The sequence below is a fragment of the Sinorhizobium sp. BJ1 genome (genome assembly GCF_002531555.1).
Taxonomy (GTDB): Bacteria; Pseudomonadota; Alphaproteobacteria; order Rhizobiales; family Rhizobiaceae; genus Sinorhizobium; species Sinorhizobium fredii_B.
In genome coordinates this window covers 218,882-238,347 of sequence record NZ_NWTH01000008.1, presented here as the reverse complement: position 1 = coordinate 238,347, position 19,466 = coordinate 218,882, and the positions used below count along the sequence as shown (strand labels likewise).

Here is a 19,466-nt window from a genome sequence, read left to right as displayed (position 1 = left end):
TCAGAACTCCAGTGCCGGTACGTCGAGCCAGCGGCGCTCGGCCCAGGACTTCAGACCCAGCTCGGCGAGCTGCACGCCCTTGGCGCCGGCCTCCAGTCCGTAGGGCCAGGGCGCGTCCTCGGCGACGTGGCGCAGGAACATTTCCCATTGGGCCTTGAAGCCGTTGTCGAAGACCTGCGTGTCCGGCACCTCGTCCCAGGTCTTGTAGAAATCGATCGTTTGCGGCTGGTCGGGATTCCAGACCGGCTTCGGCGTGTTGACGCGGTGCTGGGTCCAGCATTTCGTCAGCCCGGCGACGGCCGAGCCATGCGTCCCGTCAACCTGGAACGTGACGAGATCGTCGCGGCGCACCCTGACCGTCCAGGAGGAATTGATCTGCGCGATCACGCCGCCTTCGAGCTCGAAGGTCGCATAGGCCGCATCGTCCGTGTCGCAATCATATGTCCGGCCCTCTTCGTCGACGCGGTTCGGGATATGGGTGGCGCCAAGGCAGGAGACGGCGCGGACTTCGCCGAAGAGATTGTCGAGCACGTAGCGCCAGTGGCAGAGCATATCGAGAATAATGCCGCCGCCGTCACCCTTGCGGTAGTTCCACGAGGGACGCTGGGCCGGCACGCCCCAATCGCCTTCGAAGACCCAATAGCCGAACTCGGCGCGCACCGAGAGGATCTTTCCGAAGAAGCCGGAATCCTTGAGCAGCGCCAGCTTGCGCAGGCCGGGAAGGAACAATTTGTCCTGCACCACGCCGTGCTTCAGGCCGGAGGCGCGGGCCTTGCGCGCCAGCTTGAAGGCGATCTTCAGATCATCGGAAATCGGCTTCTCGCAATAGACGTGCTTGCCGGCGTCGAGCGCCCTGCCGATCAGCTCGGCGCGCATCAGCGTCGTGCCGGCATCGAAGAAGATCTGATCGTTCGGATCGGCAAGAGCGGAGTCGAGGTCGGTCGACCAGCGGCCAATGTTATGGCGCTTCGCCAGTTGCTCCATCTTGTCGCGGTTGCGCCCGACGATGATCGGATCGATTTCCAGCCGTTCGCCGGACTTGAGCGTGATCCCGCTCTGGTCGCGAATGGCCAAGATCGAGCGCACCAGGTGCTGGTTGTAGCCCATGCGGCCGGTGACGCCGTGCAAAATGATCCCCAAACGTGGCATGCGGTATCCTCCCTGACAGGCCTCGTGGGAGCGGACCAGCCCTCCCAAGCCAGTAACTAAACGGTTACTTTGTGACAGAGATAAATCCCACTTGTCAACATTGAAAACGACATGACAGCGATTCAGCGGCGAATGGAGGCCAGAGTGACCTGGACGATGTGCCGCTTCCAGGCGTCGAGATTGGCCTCATCCATGAGCTCGCGGCCGAAAATCGTCGTCAGCGTATGCTGATTGGAGAGGTAGAAATAGCCGAGCGCGGCGATCGTCAGGTAGACGTTCAACGGATCGGCGTCGACCCGGAACAGGCCCTTCGCCTTGCCTCGATCAAGCAGGTCGGCAAGCTTGTCGATGAAGTGCGAATGCAATTCCTTGAGCCGCGTCGACTGGCGCAGCCACCGGGCTCGATGCAGGTTCTCGGTACCGAGCAGACTGAGAAACTCCGGATGATCGAGGAAGTACTTCCAGGTGAACATGGCCAGCTCCGCCACCCCTTGCTCAGGAGACAAATCGCTGAGATTCAAGGATTTTTCGGCTGTTCGGATGCCAATATAGGCCTCCTCGAGCACAGCAAGGTAGAGTTGCTCCTTGTCGCCGAAATAGTGGTAGAGCATCCGCTTGTTGGTGCCAGCGCGCTCGGCGATCGCATCGACGCGCGCGCCGCCGATGCCGTTCTCCGCGAACTCGACCGTTGCAGCCGCAAGGATCGACGCGCGTGTGCGCTCGGGATCGCGCTGCGCGGCCCGCTCCCCCCGTCCGCCATTGCCCGCTTTTCTAGCCTTTCCTTCCGCCCGCAGCTTGTCCATTCCGCCACCTCCGGCACCACTTGCCATCTATGGCAATCGATGCGACATTGTAAAAAAATCTTACAAGATAATGATACCATCGCACACAACTGCTTGACAGGATCATTGCTTGTCCATTACTTGTAACCAATTAGTTATTTGTTGCAAGAGGACGACATCACGGAACGTTGTGGAGGCGTTCCGGAGGGAGGAGGAACAGATGACAATGCGCATGACCAGACGCAACGTGCTCGCCGGAGGGGCGGCACTTCTTTCATATTCCATGCTGGCATCGGGCGCGCTTTCCCAGGAAGCGCGGCTGCGGATGCTCTGGTGGGGCTCGCAGGCGCGCGCCGACCGCACCAACAAGGTCAACCAGCTCTTTCAATCGGAAAATCCCGGGGTCGCGATCAACGGCGAGTTTCTCGGATGGAGCGACTACTGGCCGCGGCTTGCGACCCAGGTCGCCGGCCGCAATGCGCCGGATATCATCCAGATGGACTATCGCTACATCGTCGAATATGCCCGCCGCGGCGCACTTGCACCGCTCAACGATTATCTCGGCTCCGTGCTGAAGGTCGAGGATTTCGACCAGGTGCAGATCGAGGGCGGCAGCGTCGACGGCAAGCTCTACGGCATCAGCCTCGGCGCCAACTCGGCAACGATGCTGGTCAATACGGTCGCCTTCGAAGAAGCCGGCATCGAGCTGCCTACCCCCTCGACCACCTGGGAGGATATGGCCCGGATTGGCGCCGAGATCACCAAGGCCGGCAAACGCAAGGGCTATTTCGGCCTGTCGGACGGCAGCGGCGTCGAGCCGCTGCTTGAAAACTGGCTTCGTCAGCGCGGCAAGGCGCTTTTCACCGCCGAGGGCAAGATCGCCTACGACGCGAACGACGCGGCCGAATGGTTCGCCATGTGGGCTGCAATGCGCGAGGCGAAGGCCTGCGTGCCGCCGGATATCCAGGCGCTTGACCAATTCAATCCCGAGACGAGCCCGTTGTCGCTCGGCAAGGCGGCAACATCCTACGCCCACTCCAACCAGTTGGTCGCCTATCAGGGCATCAACAAGGACAAGCTGGCGCTCAGGAACCACCCACTGGTCGGTAAGGACGCCAAAGGCGGCCACTACCGCAAGCCGTCGATGTTCTTCTCGGTCTCGGCACAGACCAAGGATCCGGAGCTCGGCGCCAAATACGTCAACTTCTTCGTGACGAACCCCAAAGCCGCCGAAGTCCTCGGCGTCGAGCGCGGCGTGCCGGAATCAAAGGCCGTGCGCGAGGCACTGGCACCGACGCTCGACGAGCTCGGCCGCGCCGCACTCGATTACGTCTCCGGTCTTGGCCCGCTCGCCGGCGACCTGCCACCGCCGCCGCCTTCCGGTGCCGGCGAGGCTGAGCTTGCGCTGCGCACCGTCGCCGAGCAGGTGGGCTTCGGCCAGCTCGATGTGAAGCAGGGCGGCGAAACCCTGGTGAACGAGGTCACCCAAATCCTGTCGCGAGGGTGAGGAGCATGGCTGCCGTGCAGGATTCCGCTGTAGCTATCGGTGCGGGCGCCAGGGGGCGCCCCGCCGCCCAGAGCCGCTTAGCCGCCCTCTGGACGAACCACGGCGCCGGCTACATGTTCCTGTTGCCGTGGCTCGTCGGCTTCTTCGGGCTGACGCTCGGACCTGCCGTCGCCTCTCTCTATCTGTCCTTCACCAGCTTCGACCTGATCCGCTCTCCGGAGTGGGTCGGGGCCGCCAATTACGTCCGCATCGCCACGGCCGACCCGAAATTTGCCGCCTCGCTCAAGGTGACCTTTCTCTATGTGGTGTTGTCGGTCCCCTTCAAGCTGGCCTTCGCGCTGTTCGTCGCCATCCTACTCGATCGCGGCGTCAAGGGCCTCACCGTCTATCGCGCCATCTTCTACCTGCCGTCGCTGCTTGGCGGCAGCGTGGCGATCGCCGTGCTCTGGCGGCAGCTCTTTGCCGGCGACGGCCTGATCAACAGCCTGCTCGCCCAATTCGGCATCGAAGGCCCGAGCTGGATCTCGCATCCGGATTATTCGATCTGGACGCTGGTTGTCCTCAGCGTCTGGCAGTTCGGCTCGCCGATGATCATCTTCCTCGCCGGCCTTCGCCAGATCCCGACCGACATGTACGAGGCAGCGAGCCTCGACGGAGCCTCCAAGTTCCGGCAGTTCTACAAGATCACCCTGCCGCTACTCACCCCGGTCATCTTCTTCAATGCGGTGGTGCAGACGATCGAGGCGTTCAAGGCCTTTACCCCCGCCTTCATCATCTCCGGCGGTACCGGCGGGCCAATCAACTCGACGCTGTTCTACACGCTCTATCTCTACCAGGAAGCCTTCGGGAACTTCCGCATGGGATATGCCTCGGCGCTCGCCTGGATTCTCGTGCTGATCATCGGCCTGTTCACGGCCTTCTCGTTCCTGACCTCTCGTTACTGGGTGCACTACGATGACTGACGCGACCATGAACTCGATCACCGCACCGCCCCCACCGGCGGCCGGTCGCCGCAGCCCCATCGGCTCCGTGCTCATCCATGCCGGACTGATCGCCGCCTCCTTCGCCATGCTCTATCCGCTGTTGTGGATGGTCTCGGCATCGGTCCGGCCGGAAGACGAGATCTTCGCATCGGCGACGCTCTGGCCTTCGTCGGTGGACTTTGCCTCCTATGTGCGCGGCTGGTTCGGGCTTGACGTCAGCTTCGGGCGCTTCACCTGGAACTCGCTGGTCATCGCGGGCCTGACGGTGATCGGTAATGTCGTCGCCTGTTCGCTCGCGGCTTACGCCTTTGCACGGCTGCGCTTCGCCGGCCGCAATTTCTGGTTCGCGATGATGCTCGGGACGATGATGATCCCCTACCACGTCACGCTCATCCCGCAATATGTCCTCTTTCTCGACCTCGGCTGGGTGAACACCATCCTGCCACTGGTCGTGCCGAAGTTCCTGGCGAGCGACGCCTTCTTCATCTTCCTGATGGTGCAGTTCTTCCGCGGCATTCCGCGCGAGCTCGACGAGGCGGCAATGATGGACGGCTGCGGTCCCTGGCGCATCTACTGGACGATCATGCTGCCGCTTTCGCTGCCCGTGCTGGCGACCGCCGCGATCTTCTCCTTCATCTGGACCTGGGACGATTTCTTCGGGCCGCTGATCTACCTGAACGACATGAACACCTACACGATCCAGCTGGGCCTGAGGACCTTCGTCGACTCCAGCAGCACCTCCGACTGGGGCGGCCTCTTCGCCATGTCGACGCTGTCGCTCGTGCCGGTGTTCTTCTTCTTCCTGTTCTTCCAGCGCCTGCTGATCGAAGGCATCGCCACAACCGGCATGAAACGCTGACCGACGGAGTTCAAACATCATCATGACCGAATTGCGCTTCGCCGCCGTCGGCCTCAACCACAATCACATCTACGGCCAGGTGAATTGCCTCGTCCGGGCCGGCGCCCGCCTCGTCGGCTTCCACGAGACGGACGATACGCTGGCCGCGGAATTTGCCGGCGTCTACAAAGATGTGCCGCGCCTCGCCACGCTCCAGAAAATCCTCGAGGACGAGAGCATCAGCCTCATTACGTCAGCGGCGGTCTCGGCCGAGCGGACGGAATTGGCGATCCGTGCCATGCAGCACGGCAAGGACATTCTCGTCGACAAGCCGGGAATGACGAGCCTCGACCAGCTGGCGAAAGTCCGCCGGGTCCAGGCCGAGACCGGGCGAATCTTTTCGATCCTCTATTCGGAGCATTTCGAGAGCCCGGCAACCATCAAGGCCGGCGAACTCGTCTCTGCCGGCGCGATCGGCGAGGTCGTGCACCTTGTCGGCCTCGGGCCGCACCGGCTGCGGAAGGAGACCCGCCCCGACTGGTTCTTCCGTCGCGCCGATTACGGCGGCATCCTCGTCGACATCGCCTCGCATCAATGCGAGCAATTCCTGTTCTTCACTGGCGCCAGCGATGCGACCATCCTTTCGGCAAGCGTCGACAACCGCAGCATTCCCGACAAGCCGGAGCTACAGGATACCGGCAACATCCACCTTGCGACGGCGAGCGCCACCGGCACGATCCATGTGAACTGGCTAACCCCGGACGGCATGCCGACCTGGGGCGACGGCCGGCTCTTTATCGTCGGCACGACCGGTACGATCGAGGTGCGCAAGACCGTCGATCTCGCCGGCCGCGGCGGGGGAAACCACCTCTTCCTCGCCGATCGGGGCGGCCTCGAGCACATCGACTGCGCGAGCGTCGAGCTGCCCTTCGGCCCCCAGCTCCTCGCTGACATCCGCGACAGAACCGAAACCGCCATGCCACAGGAGCGCTGCTTCAAGGCCATGGAGCTTGCGCTTCGCGCCCAGGCAATCGCCGAACAGAACCGGGAAAAGAACTGACATGAGCGTAAAGACAGTTGCCATCATCGGTTGCGGTATCGGACGGTTGCACATGATCGAGGGCTACCTGCCGCATCCGGACAAATTCCGCGTCAAGGCCATCTGCGATCTCAACGTCGAGCGGCTGAACGAATTCGGCGACGAGTTCAGCATCGAGCAGCGCACCACCTCCTTCACAGAAGTGCTTGCCGACGAGACGATCGACATCATCGATATCTGCACCCCGCCCGGCATTCACCTCGAGCAGGTGGTCGCCGCCCTTGCCGCAGGCAAGCACGTCATCTGCGAAAAGCCGCTGACCGGTTCGCTCGCCGGCGTCGATAAGATCATCGAAGCCGAGAGAAGCGCCCGCGGCGTGCTGATGCCGATCTTCCAGTATCGCTATGGCGACGGCATCGAAAAGGCGAAGCGGATCATCGAGGCCGGCATTGCCGGCAAGCCCTTTGTCGGCTCGGTCGAGACCTTCTGGCTGCGCAAGCCGGAATATTACTCGGTCCCCTGGCGCGGCAAATGGGAAACGGAGCTTGGCGGCGTGCTGGTCACCCACGCGCTGCATCTCCACGACATGCTGCTGCACCTCCTCGGCCCCGTCTCGAAAGTGTTCGGCCGCGTCGCGACGCGCGTCAACGATATCGAGGTCGAGGATTGCGCCTCGGCAAGCCTGCTCATGCAGAATGGCGCCTTCGTGTCGCTCTCCTGCACGCTCGGCTCACAGGAGCAGATCAGCCGGCTGCGGCTGCATTTCGAGAATGTCACCTTCGAGAGCAGCCACGAACCCTATACGCCAGGCAAGGACCCCTGGAAGATCATCGCTGCCAACGAGGCAGTCCAGGCTGAGATCGACGAGGTCATCGGCAATTGGCAGCCGGTCTCGCCCCGCTTCACCACCCAGATGGCCCATTTCCACGCCCACTTGAACGGCGCGGCTCCGCTCCCGGTGACGACCAAGGACGCCCGGCGGGCCCTGGAACTGGTCACGGCGATCTATCAGTCGGCGGATACGGGGCGGGAAATATCGCTGCCGATCGGGCCGGACAGTCCAAAATACGCCGATTGGCGCGCCAACACGCGATAAGCGAAGGCGAGGGAGGAATTCGAAATGGCAACCAGCGTCGTTCTTCAGAAGGTCGAGAAGCGCTATGGCGCGCTCGACGTGATCCACGGCATCGATCTTACCATCGATCCCGGCGAGTTCGCCGTCTTCGTCGGTCCGTCCGGCTGCGGCAAATCCACCTTGCTCAGGATGATCGCCGGGCTCGAGGAAATCACCGGCGGCACGCTGATGCTCGACAACGACCGGATGAACGAGGTGGCGCCCGCCCGGCGCGGCATCGCCATGGTGTTCCAGTCCTACGCGCTTTATCCGCACATGTCGGTCTACAAGAATCTTGCCTTCGGCCTCGAGACGGCGGGATACAAGAGGACCGAGATCGAGCCGAAGGTGCGCCGCGCCGCCGAAATCCTGCAGATCGAAAAGCTCCTCGACCGCAAGCCGAAGGCGCTTTCTGGCGGGCAGCGCCAGCGTGTCGCGATCGGCCGGGCGATCGTCCGCGAGCCGCGCATCTTCCTCTTCGACGAGCCGCTCTCCAACCTCGACGCGGAACTGCGCGTGCAGATGCGCGTCGAGATCTCCAGGCTCCACCGCGATCTCGGCAATACGATGATCTACGTGACCCACGACCAGGTCGAAGCCATGACCATGGCCGACAAGATCGTCGTCCTGAACTCCGGCCGCATCGAGCAGGTCGGCGCTCCGCTCGATCTCTACAACAACCCGGTCAATCGCTTCGTCGCCGGCTTCATCGGCAGCCCGAAGATGAACTTCCTCAAGGCGCGGGTCGGCGGCGTATCGGAAAACGAAACGGCAGTCGAAGTCTGCGGCGGCACGATCCGCCTGCCGCGGCACCTCAGCGGGGCAACGCCGGGACAGGAGGTCACCTTCGGCATTCGCCCCGAGCATCTCGCGGCCCGCGACAGCGGCATCGCGCTTGCTGCCGTCAATGTTGAGCTCGTGGAAAACCTCGGCGGCGAGACCATGCTCTACGGCATCACCCCCGATGGCCAGCAGCTGACCATAGCGCTCGAAGGTCAGCAGAAGGTCGAGCGCGGCGCCAATCTCTCCGTCTATTTCGATCCCGCCCGCTGCCACGTCTTCGGCACCGATGGCAGGGCGATGTAGGGTGGTAACGGCTCTGCGATCGGCGCGATAAAAATTGCCAATGTGAGGCATCCGACGAGAGCGGCCGAGGGTGCAGGACCGATTTGCGAACAAGTCGGCGGACGGTCTCGCTATGGTCGTGGCGTAGCGGGACAGCGATGAAGTGCATTGCTCTACCGGCGTGTGGAGCCGAAACACGGCGTGGTTCAAGAAACCGGCGAGCAAACGATCGCGCGTCTACAGGGCGTGCGTCTTTCAGACCCACAAAACACGGCTCTCGGAGACGAATACTGCTCCGTAAACAGCATCGACGAGACGATTAGAGGATGCTGCTTCCGGACAGGGAGGAATAGGCAACCACAGTAATGGCGAGAATAAGCGCAAGCCAAACGAGCGGGCGCGTGTAATCGTAGGTCTGGAAGCTGGCGGGAATGAAGTTTTTCACAAGAAACCTCCTAAGTGTTTGGGTACTTGAAGCGCAGCGACGCTGCGCCTTCCGGATAAGTGCGACTGCAGTTCGGGCTGAACTTGCCGAGAGACCCGCCGGAACTTGATCTATCAGGGGGATTATCGGGATCGTTGCAGGCCGGCGCTCAGACCGGAGGCCCTCGGCAATCAGGTTATTTCACCCTGCGCCTTAAAATAAATAATGTAAACAGCGGAATACACTAAGAGCTAAATATATTTCTTAATTACCCAGCCGAATGCTCGCTTCGAAAAGATTTTCTCTCCGAGAGATATTTTATCTTCGTATATATTCACGGCGGCTATCCAATATTTTTTTAAGACGACCGCGGATTTAAATCGACAAGAATCTCACCACAGCCACAATCATGATATACAAATAGAGCGTCGTTCTAAGGCCAGCTTGGCTTTTTGCTTCGTCAGAAGCTGCAGACCCGCCAAACTCACCGATCCTCGATCCTGAATATCTGCAAGGGCAAAGGAGCCGAAGGTTCCGTCGTGCGAAGGAGCCAGGTCGGCTGCTCCCTGGACTGGAGCCAACCCAGCCGATTTTGGCTGAACCTCGCGAACTGCGTTCGCGACAGAAAGGAGGCAACATGTTTGCCCGAACCAACCACCGAAGAGTGCATTTCACAGGACCCTTCTGGATTCCAGATCTCGGCGAGATGGTGCCTCCCGGCGACTACGACGTCGATGAGGACGAGGAGTTGATCGAAGGTATATCCAGGCTGGCTTATCGCCGGGTAGCGACCTTTATTAGGCTGCCGGCCACGGCCGAGAACAAATTTCGAATGCGTCTGTTGGCAATCGCTCCCGAGGAGCTTGATCGCCTCATCGCGGTCGATCGTCACAGAGCCGCAATCTCACCGTCACCCAAATCGTAAGGCGACAATCAATGCGCAACCATCGATTCCCAATCGGTCTGTCAGTTCGGCTTAAGGGTCGAGAATATATTTCGCCTCGCGCGGCGGAGACCTATCGTATCACCGCCAAACTCCCGTTGAGGGACGACTCGCCTCAATATCGCATCCGCAATGATGAACTCGGGCAAGAACGCGTGAGCACTGAAGACAATCTGGAGCCAATCGAATGGGGCGTGACGCCCCTTCACTAAAGGAACCCTTGCCGCACAGGCGAGCCGCCCGTAGGAGGCCATAAGATGAATAGCCAGCACGAAGAGCACGCGCTCGCCATCAGCGTCTGGGAATCGGAAGGTGGGGCCCCCAATAGATCTGGACGGCGTTATCAATATGGTCGCCGTTTCGAGGGAAACCGGACTTATACGATCTATCACGTCTTCACGGGAGAAGCCGCAAAGATAGGCCTGTGGAGGATGGTGGGACTGAGCCCCAGAAATGCAGCGCGAGCGCTGCGCATTCTCAATAACCCACAATTGGCTTCAGATTAGCGATGCGCGGGTATTCGAACGATATCGTTGCAGCTCTGAGCGAGGCCGAAGTGAACGCTCTGCGGACCGTATCCGAAACCGCTTGTACCGAGTTCGGAATTCGCCGAACGGGGCCACGGGTTCAGGGGCTTGCAAATTTTCTGATGGCCGAGTTCCGGCTCTGTCCATTGGACGAAGACACGCTGCTCGCGGCCGCGCCGGCGTTCTGCCTCAGCCAGGAGCAGGCAACCGGGGCAAGGATAGGTGAGCTCATCTGAGAGAGACAGCTCCAGATCGGCCCTCTTCTGCGAAAACGACAACGGCAGAAATGAGAGAACTCAATGAAATCGGATATTGGAAATTTCGGATGCGGTTTCAGGCCGGTTGAGTTCCTGATCCGCTTCTATCTCGTGATGGCCCTGGGGATCGTCGTCTATTTCACGTTTTATGGCCTCTTTTGGTAACACGGCGATGCGGCGGCCGTTGGTCGCCGAGTTTGTCTCCCTTCCCGTGCGGCACCCAGCCACCTTCGAAAGACGGCGCTAATTTAAGATAGGCGATCTCACTGCGCTGCGTTAGAATCGCACCGGACCGCCGATCTGCCAGTCCGGAGATGGCGCATCCCTAGTGGCAACTCTATGAAACAGAAACTAGCTGCAGTCCTGGCGGCCGATATGGCAGGCTATAGCCGGCTGATGGAGACCGACGAAGCAGGAACGATCGCCCGCCTCAGAACGCACCGTATTGAATTGATCGATCCCGCCATCGCAAAGAACGAGGGCCGGATCATCAAGACGACGGGCGACGGCATGCTGGTTGAATTCCAGAGTGTGACCGACGCAGTGAAATGCGCCGTGGAAATTCAGCAGCGCATGAAGCGGCGCAATTCGGACGTGCCTCCGGATCGGCGGATCGAATTCAGGATCGGCATCAATCTCGGCGACATCATTTTCGACGACGACGATATTTTCGGCGACGGCGTGAATATCGCCGCCCGCATCGAGCAACTGGCCGATGTGGGCGGCATCTGCGTCACGGCTGCGGTGGCGACGCAGATTGCCGACCGACTTGAAGTTCCCATCGAGGATTTGGGCGAGAAGACACTGAAGAATATCAGCCGTCCTGTGCATCTTTATCGTATCGGGATCGAGGGCTCCGCCCTGTCTGCTCCGTCGGAAGAGAAGGACGCGAAGCGAGCCGTCTCCAAGCCGTCGATCGTCGTGCTGCCGTTCGACAACATGAGCGGCGATCCCGAGCAGGAGTTTTTCGCGGATGGCTTGACCGAGGACATCATCACCGAGCTGTCCCGCCGCCATGAACTCTTCGTCATCTCGCGCAATTCCAGCTTCGTCTACAAGAACCAGGCCGTGAACGTGCGCGAAGTGGCCGAGAAGCTTGGGACCCAATATCTAGTGGAAGGCAGCGTCCGGAAGATCGGCGACCGGGTGCGGGTGACGGTCCAGCTCATCGACGCGATCAACGATGCCCATGTCTGGGCCGACAAATACGACCGAAGACTGGACGACATTTTCGCCATCCAGGATGAGGTGACGGCGGCGATAGCGGCCACGCTCCCAGGGCGTCTCGAGGCGGCCCAGCGAGACCAGCTCGCCCGCACGAAGCCGGGGAACATGGCCGCCTACGAATGTGCGCTCACAGCCAAGGTGCTGCACCACCGGAGCACCGTGGCAGACAATGCGCAGGCCCAGGCGTTGATAGACAGGGCACTCGCACTCGATCCCGGCTATGCGCATGCGCATGCCTGGCGGGCCTGCATCCTCGGGCAGGCGTGGGTGCACGGCTGGTGCGAGGACAAGGATGCGGTCTGGGCCGAAATCGTTGCCGAGCTGGAACGGGCGCTGGCGCTCGACGATAACGACGCCGACGTGCATCGCATTCTCGCCGCCGTGAACGTCAACAACAACGAGCTGACGACGGCACGTTATCACCAGGAGCGCGCCCTTTCGCTCAACCCCAATTACGACCTGGTGGTCGTCCAGCAGGGCGAGCTGTTGACTTGGCTCGGCCGACCGGAAGAAGGGGCCGAGTGGATTCGCAAGGCCATGCGGCTCAACCCTCATCATCCGGAACGTTTCTGGAGCCACCTCGGAAAGTCACATTTCGCCGCACGGCAATACGGAGAAGCCATCGAGGCATTCATGCACCTTTCGGTGATGGACCACGTCCAGCACGCTTTCGTCGCCGCCTGCTACGGCTGGCTCGGCGACGACGTTGCCGCGTCTGCGCATTTGACGAAGGTCAGAACGCTCGCCCCCGACTTCGGCCTCGAATCCTTCCTCGCCACCTTGCACTACGCCCAGGAATCCGACACGCAGCACATCCGCGACGGGCTCGTCAAAGCCGGTGCGGACGCCGGCTTGTCAGCGACGGGCGACATCGCGGCGCAATAGAGCCTTCTCAGACGAAGTCGAAGACCCGGCATCACGCCGCTGTCACGTATTCGTTTCAGGCGGCGGGGCGATGTAGGGCGGCACCGCCATTCAAGGGCCGGATGAGGACGCCATCAAAGGATCTTCGCGGACGACCTCGATGAGGAAATCGAGGGCGACCCTGACGCGCAGCGGCAAGTTCCGTCGCGATGGATAGACGACATTGATCGGCAGGCGGGTCGGCGGAAAATCCGGCATCACGTTCACCAGCCTGCCTGCCTCGATGTCGGGGCATGCTAGGATATGGGAAAGCACCGCAAGGCCGCTGCCCGCCAGCGTCGCGCGATGGACGGCCAGCGCATTGTTGGCGATCAGCCGAGGCGCAATCCGTACGGCAACCTCCTCCGCCCCGCTGGAAAACCACCAAGTACGACCGTCGCCGGCCCGGCTGTAGCAGATGCATTCATGGGCACTGAGATCGTCGGGCTCTTCCGGTGCAGTTCGTCCCTTTAGGTAGGAAGGCGCTGCGACGAGAAAGGCAGTCGTCCAACCGATCCGGCGGCACATCAGGCTGCTGTCTGCAACCGGTCCAAGGCGCACCTCGAGATCAATTCCTTCCCCAACCAGATCCGACGGTTCTTCACGGAAGATCAATTCGACGGAAAGCCCCGGATGGCCGGCAAGCAGCCCCGCGAGGCGATCGCTCACATGGAGCCCGAGCGGCGCGGGAAGAGTGAGCCGTACTTTCCCTGATGCCATTGCTCCTTCGGTACAGCTGGTCTCTCCGAGCGCGTCGACTGCTTCGACGACCCTGAGCGCCATCGGGATGATTTGCTCGCCTTCGACCGTCAACGCGACTGCGCTGGTCGTGCGATGCAGAAGGCGTGTGTTCAGATGCGCTTCCAGCGCCGACACCTGCCGGGACACGGCCGGCTGCGTCAGATTGAGGTCGACCGCCGCCGCGGAAAACGAGCCGGTCTCCGCTACCCGCAGGAAGGTTCGCAGCGCGGATACGATGTCCATCCTCAACCCCCATGCTGTTTCCGAATAAGGCTTATGTCGCGAGCCTAGGCAGGAACGGCTTTACTGTCCAGATAATAAGGATATCTGTTATCCATAAGGACACCAAATATCCTTAATTAAGGAGAGAAAATGACCCAGCGCCTGAACTACGCCCAGCAATCGCCGGAGCTATTCAAGAAGCTCTCTGAACTCAGTATGGTCCTGAAAGACAGTGTCATCGACCAAACGATCCAGGATCTCGTTCATATTCGGGCATCGCAGATAAACGGCTGCGGATTTTGCCTCGACATGCATGTGAAGGAAGCTAAAATCCACGGCGAAAGCGAGTTGCGTCTTTACCACGTTGCAATCTGGCGGGAGTCGAATCTCTTCGTCCCGCGTGAACGCGCTGCACTTGCCTGGACCGAAGCCGTAACGAGGCTCCCCGATGGCGGCATCCCCGACGAACTCTACGAGCGAGTGCGTGGTCAGCTTTCAGAGAAGGAAATCTCGGACCTGACTTTCTCGGTCATGGTCATCAATGCCTGGAACCGCGCCAGCATCGCCTTCAGGACCATGCCCGGTTCCGCTGACAAGCTCTACGGCCTCGACAAGGCCGGACTGAACTAACTAGCATGCCGGCCGCGGGGCCAAAGTCACGGTCGTCTATGAGCACGAACTGCCGAACGTTCCGGGCAAGAGCATGAAGGTCGTTCTGGTCGAGTATGGTCCGGGTGGATCCTCCGAGGCCCCTACCCATCCGGATTCCGCCTTCATCTATGCAAGGGTTCTGGAAGGCGCCATCCGCAGCCAGGTCAATGACGGTGACGGTCTATAAGGCCGGAGAAAGCTGGTCCGAGGTGCCGGGCGACCGCCACAGCGTCAGCGGAAACGACAGCACCACAAATCCTGCTAGACTGCTGGCCGTGTTTGTGGTCGACACCGGGTGAGACGGAACTGGTCCTTCCCATGAAGTAGTGGACGCAGGCCGGGTGACATTCGCGTGCCCGGCCCTGCCCCCCGGGACGGGACGAGTAGCCAACGGAACGAGAAACCATTGCCAGCGAGCCCTGCCATGATCGCCGATCAACTTTCGCTGCCCTTCCTCCTGATCAACCTTCTTGGGATTGCCGGCATCATCGTTTGGCATCTGCAGGGGCGCGGCCGCCCGACCGCCCGGTTGATCGTCCAGATCCTGTTCTTTGCCGCCATGACCGCCATACTCGGCTTCAGCGGAATCCTGCCGCACCGGGTGGACGAGACACATCTGAGCGGGTTGGCAGCATTTCTCGCAATGTCTGCAAGGGTCCTCTGGTGGACGCATCTCGCTTGGGCGACCATCGGATTTGTGCGCATCTACATCGTTCTGGACCGACGCCCGAGGGAAGCGCGTCTGTTTCAGGATCTGATCATTGGCGTCGTCTATCTGGGTGTGGCGCTGTCGATCATGGGCTTCGTCTTCGGTGCGCCCATCGGCACGCTGACCGCAACCTCCGGCGTGGTCGCCATTATTTTGGGCCTTGCGCTGCAGAACACGCTTGGCGACCTGTTCTCGGGCGTAGCGCTCACGCTTGGGCGGCCCTTCGCCATCGGCGACTGGATCCAGCTCGACGACGGCACCGAAGGACGTGTCGTCGAAAACAACTGGCGCTCCACGCATCTGCTCACGCTCGCTAACAACGTCGTGGTCCTGCCGAACAGCGTACTGGCAAAGGTTGGGCTGACCAACCTCAGTCGTCCCGACGAGACACATCAGGTCTTCGTGATCGTTCGTATCGCGGCAACGCATATGCCGCACTTTGTCGAGGAGGTCCTGCGAACCGCGCTAGAAGGCTGCGAGCGGATCGTCCAGGATCCACCGCCAAGCGTCGGTCTCAAGGCGATCGATGCGGTGGCGATCGAGGCGGAGCTCCTGTTTCGCGTGGTCGGCCCGGCCAACCGGACGCCGGCGAGAAATGAAGTGATCGATCGGGTGGATCGTCACTGCAAGGAGAGCGGTCTCTCGTTTGCAATGCCGCCCCAGAGTTATCTCTACGCGCTTACTGGCCCCGGCAAACAGCCGCAGGCGGCCATGCATTCACGCTCATCCGGCACGCTCTAACACCCATTCGAAGCTGCTTTTCCAAAGCTCCGCCGGAATCTCCTTCGCCAAAGTTTCGGCAAGATCGGAAAGCCGGACGCTGCGGAGCTTTTCGCGCCATGCTTCGTCGGCCTCCCACATCACACGCGCCACCGCGCAAGGCGCGCTTTCGCAATAGTCTTGCGGGCGGCACGGGTTGTTTGCCCGGATATTGTTGCAGACGAAGGTGCGTGCGTTGCCCTCCACCGCCTCGACGATATCGAGGAATGTCAGCTCGGCCGGTGTCCTGGCCAGGCGATAGCCACCCGAGGGACCCAGCGTCGTATGGACAAGCCCCGCCTGCGACAGGCTCTGCAGAGCCTTGGACAGATATTCCTTCGGCACACCATGAAACTCGGCAAGCGCCTTGGTCGACAGATAGCGGCCCTCGGGCAGGCCGGCGAGGATAGCGCAGCAGTGCAGTGCCCATTCCACTTGGCTTTTCAGTATCATAGATGCATTACCGGATCATGCGGAACAGCTATTACGGATATCAAATATCCCTATTTGTCGATTGTGTAAACACGCGTTATGAATGTCACAGGTTGCATTCGATCCACGCATGCTGAGCGGCAAATCCGCTCCAGGCAAAGCGGAGACGTTGATGAAGCGACACCCGGAAAATGACGGGGCATTGAAGTCCAAAAGTTCAAGGCTCTACCCGCCGCCGCCCTTTCCGCCCAGAACGTCCTTTCGTGCGACGGTTCGGCGTCGATGGGGTGACCGAGGAGCGCTTGCTTGGACGAGGTCTGCGGACTTATCTTGAACGTTTCACGAGCCTGCCCCAGCGCGCAGCCGAGGTGGAAGGCTCGGCGAGACAGAGGGAGGTTCATCATGAGAATTGCATCTCTAGTTGCAGTCGGCTGGATCGGATTCTGCGGGATCGCCTCCTTTGCTTCGGCAGAGGATGCGCACACGCTGGTCACTCCCGACGACGTCAAGTGGACTCCGGCCCCCAAAATGCTTCCTGCCGGAGCAGAAACAGCGGTCTTGTTCGGCGACCCCACCAAGGAAGGTTTGTTTGCGCTTCGGCTCAAAGTGCCTTCGGGCTATGCGGTCGCACCGCACACGCATCCTGCGGATGAAGTGGTCACCGTCATATCGGGGACCATCAAACTTGGAATGGGCGAAGCGGCCGATCGGAGCGCTGCCAAGGCACTGCCTGCAGGCAGTTTCTTCGCATTGCCGCCCGGCATGGCGCATTTCGCTTACTTCGACGAAGAGACTGTCGTCCAAATTACCACCAATGGCCCGTGGGGCATCAAATATGTCAATCCGGCGGACGACCCTCAAAAGTCGCAATAACCGGTGGCGGCACGGTAGGCCAACTGCCCCGCCACCGCGCGCGGCGCGGCATGACAGCGCCGTGCGTCATTTCCCGCGGCCAAAGGAACTGACGGCAAGAACGATCTGTCACCGTTGCGAGGCTGCTGAGGGAGCAGCCAGCGGAGAAAAAATCGCCGTGCATGTCACATTGGCCGGATCCTGTCTCGTCATGGTGTCGTAACCAACAAAGGAAAGCCACCATGACCGCCAAACTTGATCCTTTCGCCGCTGCCCCTTCCCTCATGAAGAACTGGATGAGCACATCGATGGCCGTCGCTTCGAGCCTCGAGCCTACGCTTATCGAACTGGTCAAGATCCGCGCCTCGCAGATCAATGCTTGCGCCAACTGCATCAACATGCACACGGCCGAAGCCCGTGCGAAGGGCGAGACCGAGCAGCGGATCTATCTGCTGTCGGCCTGGCGCGAGGCGCCGTGCTATACGGATCGCGAACGCGCCGCGCTCGAGTGGACAGAGGCCCTGACGCGGCTGTCGGAAGGACATACGCACGAAACAGCCTATCAGGGGCTGAAGGCTCATTTCACGGAGGAGGAGCAGGTGAAGCTCACGCTGATGATCAATGTCATCAACGGCTGGAACCGCATCGCGGTCGGCTTCGGTCTGTGGGTCGATCCGGCAGCGGCAGCGGCCGCCGCCAAGGCGGTCGCCTGATGGCGGGCGCCGGGCACGAAGATGCCGCACTGAGCTTCGATCCGTTGCGTCCGAGGCTCCTGCGCGTCGCCTATCGTATGCTCGGCTCCGTCGCCGACGCCGAGGACATTGTGCAGGAGGCCTTCATCCGCTGGATGGGGGCCGACCGCGTTGCCGTGCAAGAGCCGGAGGCCTTCCTGCGTCGTACGGTGACTCGGCTCTGCCTCGATCAGCTGAAATTGGCACGGCGCCAGCGCGAGACTTATGTGGGGCCCTGGCTACCCGATCCCGTCGTCGAGGAAGAAGAAGACCAAGACGTCACCCTGCCGCTGATGCTGGCACTGGAGCGCCTCTCGCCGCTCGAGCGCGCGGCCTTCCTGCTGCATGACGTGTTCGGACTGGCATTCGAAGAGGTGGCGGCGACCATCCAGCGCAACCCGGCTGCCTGCCGGCAGCTCGCAACCCGCGCGCGCACCCATGTCCGCGAGGCGCGACCACGTTTCCGGGTCGAGAAGGAGCGTGGCATCGAGCTCGCCAAGGCATTCTTCACCGCATCGCGCAACGGCGATATGAAGGCGCTCGGTGCCATGCTGGCGGCCGATGTCAGCATCCATTCCGACGGCGGCGGCAAGCGCGCGGCGGCCATTCAGCCGATCATCGGATTCGATGCGGTAATGAAGGTGCACGAATATCTGGCGGCGCTGTTTCAGAAGAACGGCTCGAAACTGGTTCGTGCCGGCTTTGTCAACGGACTGCCCGGTTTCGTCACGCTGGAAGCCGATGGTGAACTCCAGACGACGGCACTCGAAATCGAGGATGGAAAAGTCGCTGCGATCTATGTAGTGCGCAACCCCGACAAGCTCAGGCACCTGCACTAGATCATTTCATGGTTTGAATGAATGAAGTGATCTAACCCTTTGGACCTACGCAATTCCCGACGGAGAACCGTTACACACTTTTCCTGGAATTGTTTTAGGCTGTGGGGCGAGTTCAGAAGAACTGCGGGGAAACATGGGGGCGACCCGGCCGACGCATATCATCGGCCGGTCACTCAAATCAAATTTCGGCGGGCAGGAAATCCGAAACCGGCACCTGAAGGGCTATGGCGATTCGCTTCAGTTTTGCCGGACTGTTATCCATGCCGCTTTCAATTTCGCTAATTTCAGCATTGGCGAGACCACAGGTGACGGCGAGATCCTCGATGCTGTAGCCAACGGCTTCACGAGCGGCCCGGACGCGAGCGGCGATATCGCCGCCGAGTATGGCAGAGGCGCTATGGCCAATGCTGGAGGGTGAAATGGACATAAATGTCTCCTTCTCTTGGCATCAAATTCTAGCGAATTCGCGGTTGAGTGCGGGTGACACGCGCCTTGGGACAAGCGGTAACGTTTTATGTCAATGTTGTAACATGAACAAGCCGAAATGACCGGTGCTGCTACGATTGCGCTCCCAAGGCGATCACAGTAGCGATGCCGCGCACCCCCAATAGGCAGCAAAACCTGTTTCCATGGGGGCCGGTTGCCCGTAAACTGGCTGCATGGTTGTTACTGATTTGGCTGCATTTCAGCACCTACGGATATTCAGTCGTATTTTTGCCTTGAACGGGCTGCCGCCCGCCCCTGAATGCGGGCATTTGATCGGCAGTCTCCG

General features: G+C 60.9%; 20 protein-coding genes and 2 pseudogenes. 16 read left to right on the top strand and 6 right to left on the bottom strand.

The features are described from left to right. Positions 1 to 1,149 (bottom strand): Gfo/Idh/MocA family oxidoreductase, encoded by a 1,149-nt coding sequence (locus CO676_RS14390; protein WP_097521559.1) that lies wholly within the window; start codon positions 1,147 to 1,149, stop codon positions 1 to 3. Between the two features lie 122 nt (positions 1,150 to 1,271). After that, a complete protein-coding gene (locus CO676_RS14385) occupies positions 1,272 to 1,952 on the bottom strand; it encodes a TetR/AcrR family transcriptional regulator (protein ID WP_097521558.1) in 681 nt (226 codons plus the stop codon). A gap of 199 nt (positions 1,953 to 2,151) precedes the next feature. Between CO676_RS14385 and CO676_RS14380 the strand changes: the two genes are divergently transcribed. The 6 genes and pseudogenes from CO676_RS14380 (at position 2,152) to ugpC (ending at position 8,498) form a co-directional block, all read left to right on the top strand. Then, positions 2,152 to 3,438, top strand: a complete 1,287-nt coding sequence (locus CO676_RS14380) for an ABC transporter substrate-binding protein (protein ID WP_097521557.1) — start codon at positions 2,152 to 2,154, stop codon at positions 3,436 to 3,438. A 107-nt stretch (positions 3,439 to 3,545) separates the two neighbouring features. Next, positions 3,546 to 4,400, top strand: a pseudogene (locus CO676_RS14375) (sugar ABC transporter permease); the annotation flags it as partial. Continuing rightward, positions 4,393 to 5,280 carry a carbohydrate ABC transporter permease gene (locus tag CO676_RS14370; RefSeq protein ID WP_097521555.1) on the top strand — a complete coding sequence of 296 codons (888 nt, stop codon included), beginning with the start codon at positions 4,393 to 4,395 and terminating at the stop codon, positions 5,278 to 5,280. The pseudogene CO676_RS14375 and the gene CO676_RS14370, both read left to right, overlap by 8 nt. Before the next feature lie 22 nt (positions 5,281 to 5,302). After that, the gene (locus CO676_RS14365; protein ID WP_097521554.1) at positions 5,303 to 6,319 is read left to right on the top strand and encodes a Gfo/Idh/MocA family oxidoreductase; all 1,017 of its coding nucleotides are present in this window, start codon (positions 5,303 to 5,305) and stop codon (positions 6,317 to 6,319) included. A 1-nt stretch (position 6,320) separates the two neighbouring features. After that, complete coding sequence (locus tag CO676_RS14360) at positions 6,321 to 7,394, top strand: Gfo/Idh/MocA family oxidoreductase (protein WP_097521553.1); 1,074 nt, start codon at positions 6,321 to 6,323, stop codon at positions 7,392 to 7,394. A 24-nt stretch (positions 7,395 to 7,418) separates the two neighbouring features. Beyond that, positions 7,419 to 8,498 (top strand): sn-glycerol-3-phosphate ABC transporter ATP-binding protein UgpC, encoded by a 1,080-nt coding sequence (gene ugpC, locus CO676_RS14355; RefSeq protein WP_097521552.1) that lies wholly within the window; start codon positions 7,419 to 7,421, stop codon positions 8,496 to 8,498. Positions 8,499 to 8,796: 298 nt separating this feature from the next. Here the strand turns inward: ugpC and CO676_RS36775 are convergent, their stop codons facing one another. Beyond that, positions 8,797 to 8,922 (bottom strand): hypothetical protein, encoded by a 126-nt coding sequence (locus CO676_RS36775; protein ID WP_097521551.1) that lies wholly within the window; start codon positions 8,920 to 8,922, stop codon positions 8,797 to 8,799. A 616-nt stretch (positions 8,923 to 9,538) separates the two neighbouring features. Here CO676_RS36775 and CO676_RS14345 point away from each other — a divergent pair. The 4 genes from CO676_RS14345 (at position 9,539) to CO676_RS14325 (ending at position 12,740) form a co-directional block, all read left to right on the top strand. Then, complete coding sequence (locus tag CO676_RS14345) at positions 9,539 to 9,826, top strand: hypothetical protein (RefSeq protein WP_097521550.1); 288 nt, start codon at positions 9,539 to 9,541, stop codon at positions 9,824 to 9,826. Between the two features lie 11 nt (positions 9,827 to 9,837). Next, entirely contained in the window at positions 9,838 to 10,056 is a 219-nt protein-coding gene (locus CO676_RS36035) for a hypothetical protein (protein ID WP_014762130.1), read from the top strand. 614 nt (positions 10,057 to 10,670) lie between these two features. Continuing rightward, positions 10,671 to 10,793 (top strand): hypothetical protein, encoded by a 123-nt coding sequence (locus CO676_RS36770; RefSeq protein ID WP_280952036.1) that lies wholly within the window; start codon positions 10,671 to 10,673, stop codon positions 10,791 to 10,793. Positions 10,794 to 10,967: 174 nt separating this feature from the next. Further along, the gene (locus tag CO676_RS14325; RefSeq protein WP_097521547.1) at positions 10,968 to 12,740 is read left to right on the top strand and encodes an adenylate/guanylate cyclase domain-containing protein; all 1,773 of its coding nucleotides are present in this window, start codon (positions 10,968 to 10,970) and stop codon (positions 12,738 to 12,740) included. 90 nt (positions 12,741 to 12,830) lie between these two features. Here the strand turns inward: CO676_RS14325 and CO676_RS14320 are convergent, their stop codons facing one another. Further along, entirely contained in the window at positions 12,831 to 13,742 is a 912-nt protein-coding gene (locus CO676_RS14320; protein WP_097521546.1) for a LysR family transcriptional regulator, read from the bottom strand. Between the two features lie 129 nt (positions 13,743 to 13,871). Between CO676_RS14320 and CO676_RS14315 the strand changes: the two genes are divergently transcribed. The 3 genes and pseudogenes from CO676_RS14315 (at position 13,872) to CO676_RS14305 (ending at position 15,822) form a co-directional block, all read left to right on the top strand. Continuing rightward, positions 13,872 to 14,351 (top strand): carboxymuconolactone decarboxylase family protein, encoded by a 480-nt coding sequence (locus CO676_RS14315; protein WP_097521545.1) that lies wholly within the window; start codon positions 13,872 to 13,874, stop codon positions 14,349 to 14,351. Between the two features lie 10 nt (positions 14,352 to 14,361). Continuing rightward, positions 14,362 to 14,699, top strand: a pseudogene (locus CO676_RS14310) (cupin domain-containing protein); the annotation flags it as partial. Between the two features lie 97 nt (positions 14,700 to 14,796). Next, positions 14,797 to 15,822, top strand: coding sequence for a mechanosensitive ion channel family protein (locus CO676_RS14305; protein WP_097521544.1), 1,026 nt, complete (start codon positions 14,797 to 14,799; stop codon positions 15,820 to 15,822). Here the strand turns inward: CO676_RS14305 and CO676_RS14300 are convergent. Next, positions 15,805 to 16,293, bottom strand: a complete 489-nt coding sequence (locus CO676_RS14300; RefSeq protein ID WP_097521543.1) for an Rrf2 family transcriptional regulator — start codon at positions 16,291 to 16,293, stop codon at positions 15,805 to 15,807. The two genes, CO676_RS14305 and CO676_RS14300, sit on opposite strands and share 18 nt — an antisense overlap. A 381-nt stretch (positions 16,294 to 16,674) precedes the next feature. Between CO676_RS14300 and CO676_RS14295 the strand changes: the two genes are divergently transcribed. The 3 genes from CO676_RS14295 (at position 16,675) to CO676_RS14285 (ending at position 18,694) form a co-directional block, all read left to right on the top strand. Next, positions 16,675 to 17,145, top strand: a complete 471-nt coding sequence (locus CO676_RS14295) for a cupin domain-containing protein (RefSeq protein ID WP_097521542.1) — start codon at positions 16,675 to 16,677, stop codon at positions 17,143 to 17,145. A 221-nt stretch (positions 17,146 to 17,366) separates the two neighbouring features. Then, positions 17,367 to 17,837 (top strand): carboxymuconolactone decarboxylase family protein, encoded by a 471-nt coding sequence (locus CO676_RS14290; protein WP_097521541.1) that lies wholly within the window; start codon positions 17,367 to 17,369, stop codon positions 17,835 to 17,837. Next, complete coding sequence (locus tag CO676_RS14285) at positions 17,837 to 18,694, top strand: sigma-70 family RNA polymerase sigma factor (RefSeq protein ID WP_097521540.1); 858 nt, start codon at positions 17,837 to 17,839, stop codon at positions 18,692 to 18,694. Before CO676_RS14290 ends, CO676_RS14285 begins: the two co-directional genes overlap by 1 nt. A gap of 178 nt (positions 18,695 to 18,872) precedes the next feature. Here CO676_RS14285 and CO676_RS14280 read toward each other — a convergent pair whose 3' ends face one another. Further along, a complete protein-coding gene (locus tag CO676_RS14280; protein ID WP_097521539.1) occupies positions 18,873 to 19,121 on the bottom strand; it encodes a helix-turn-helix transcriptional regulator in 249 nt (82 codons plus the stop codon). Positions 19,122 to 19,466: the final 345 nt, after the last annotated feature.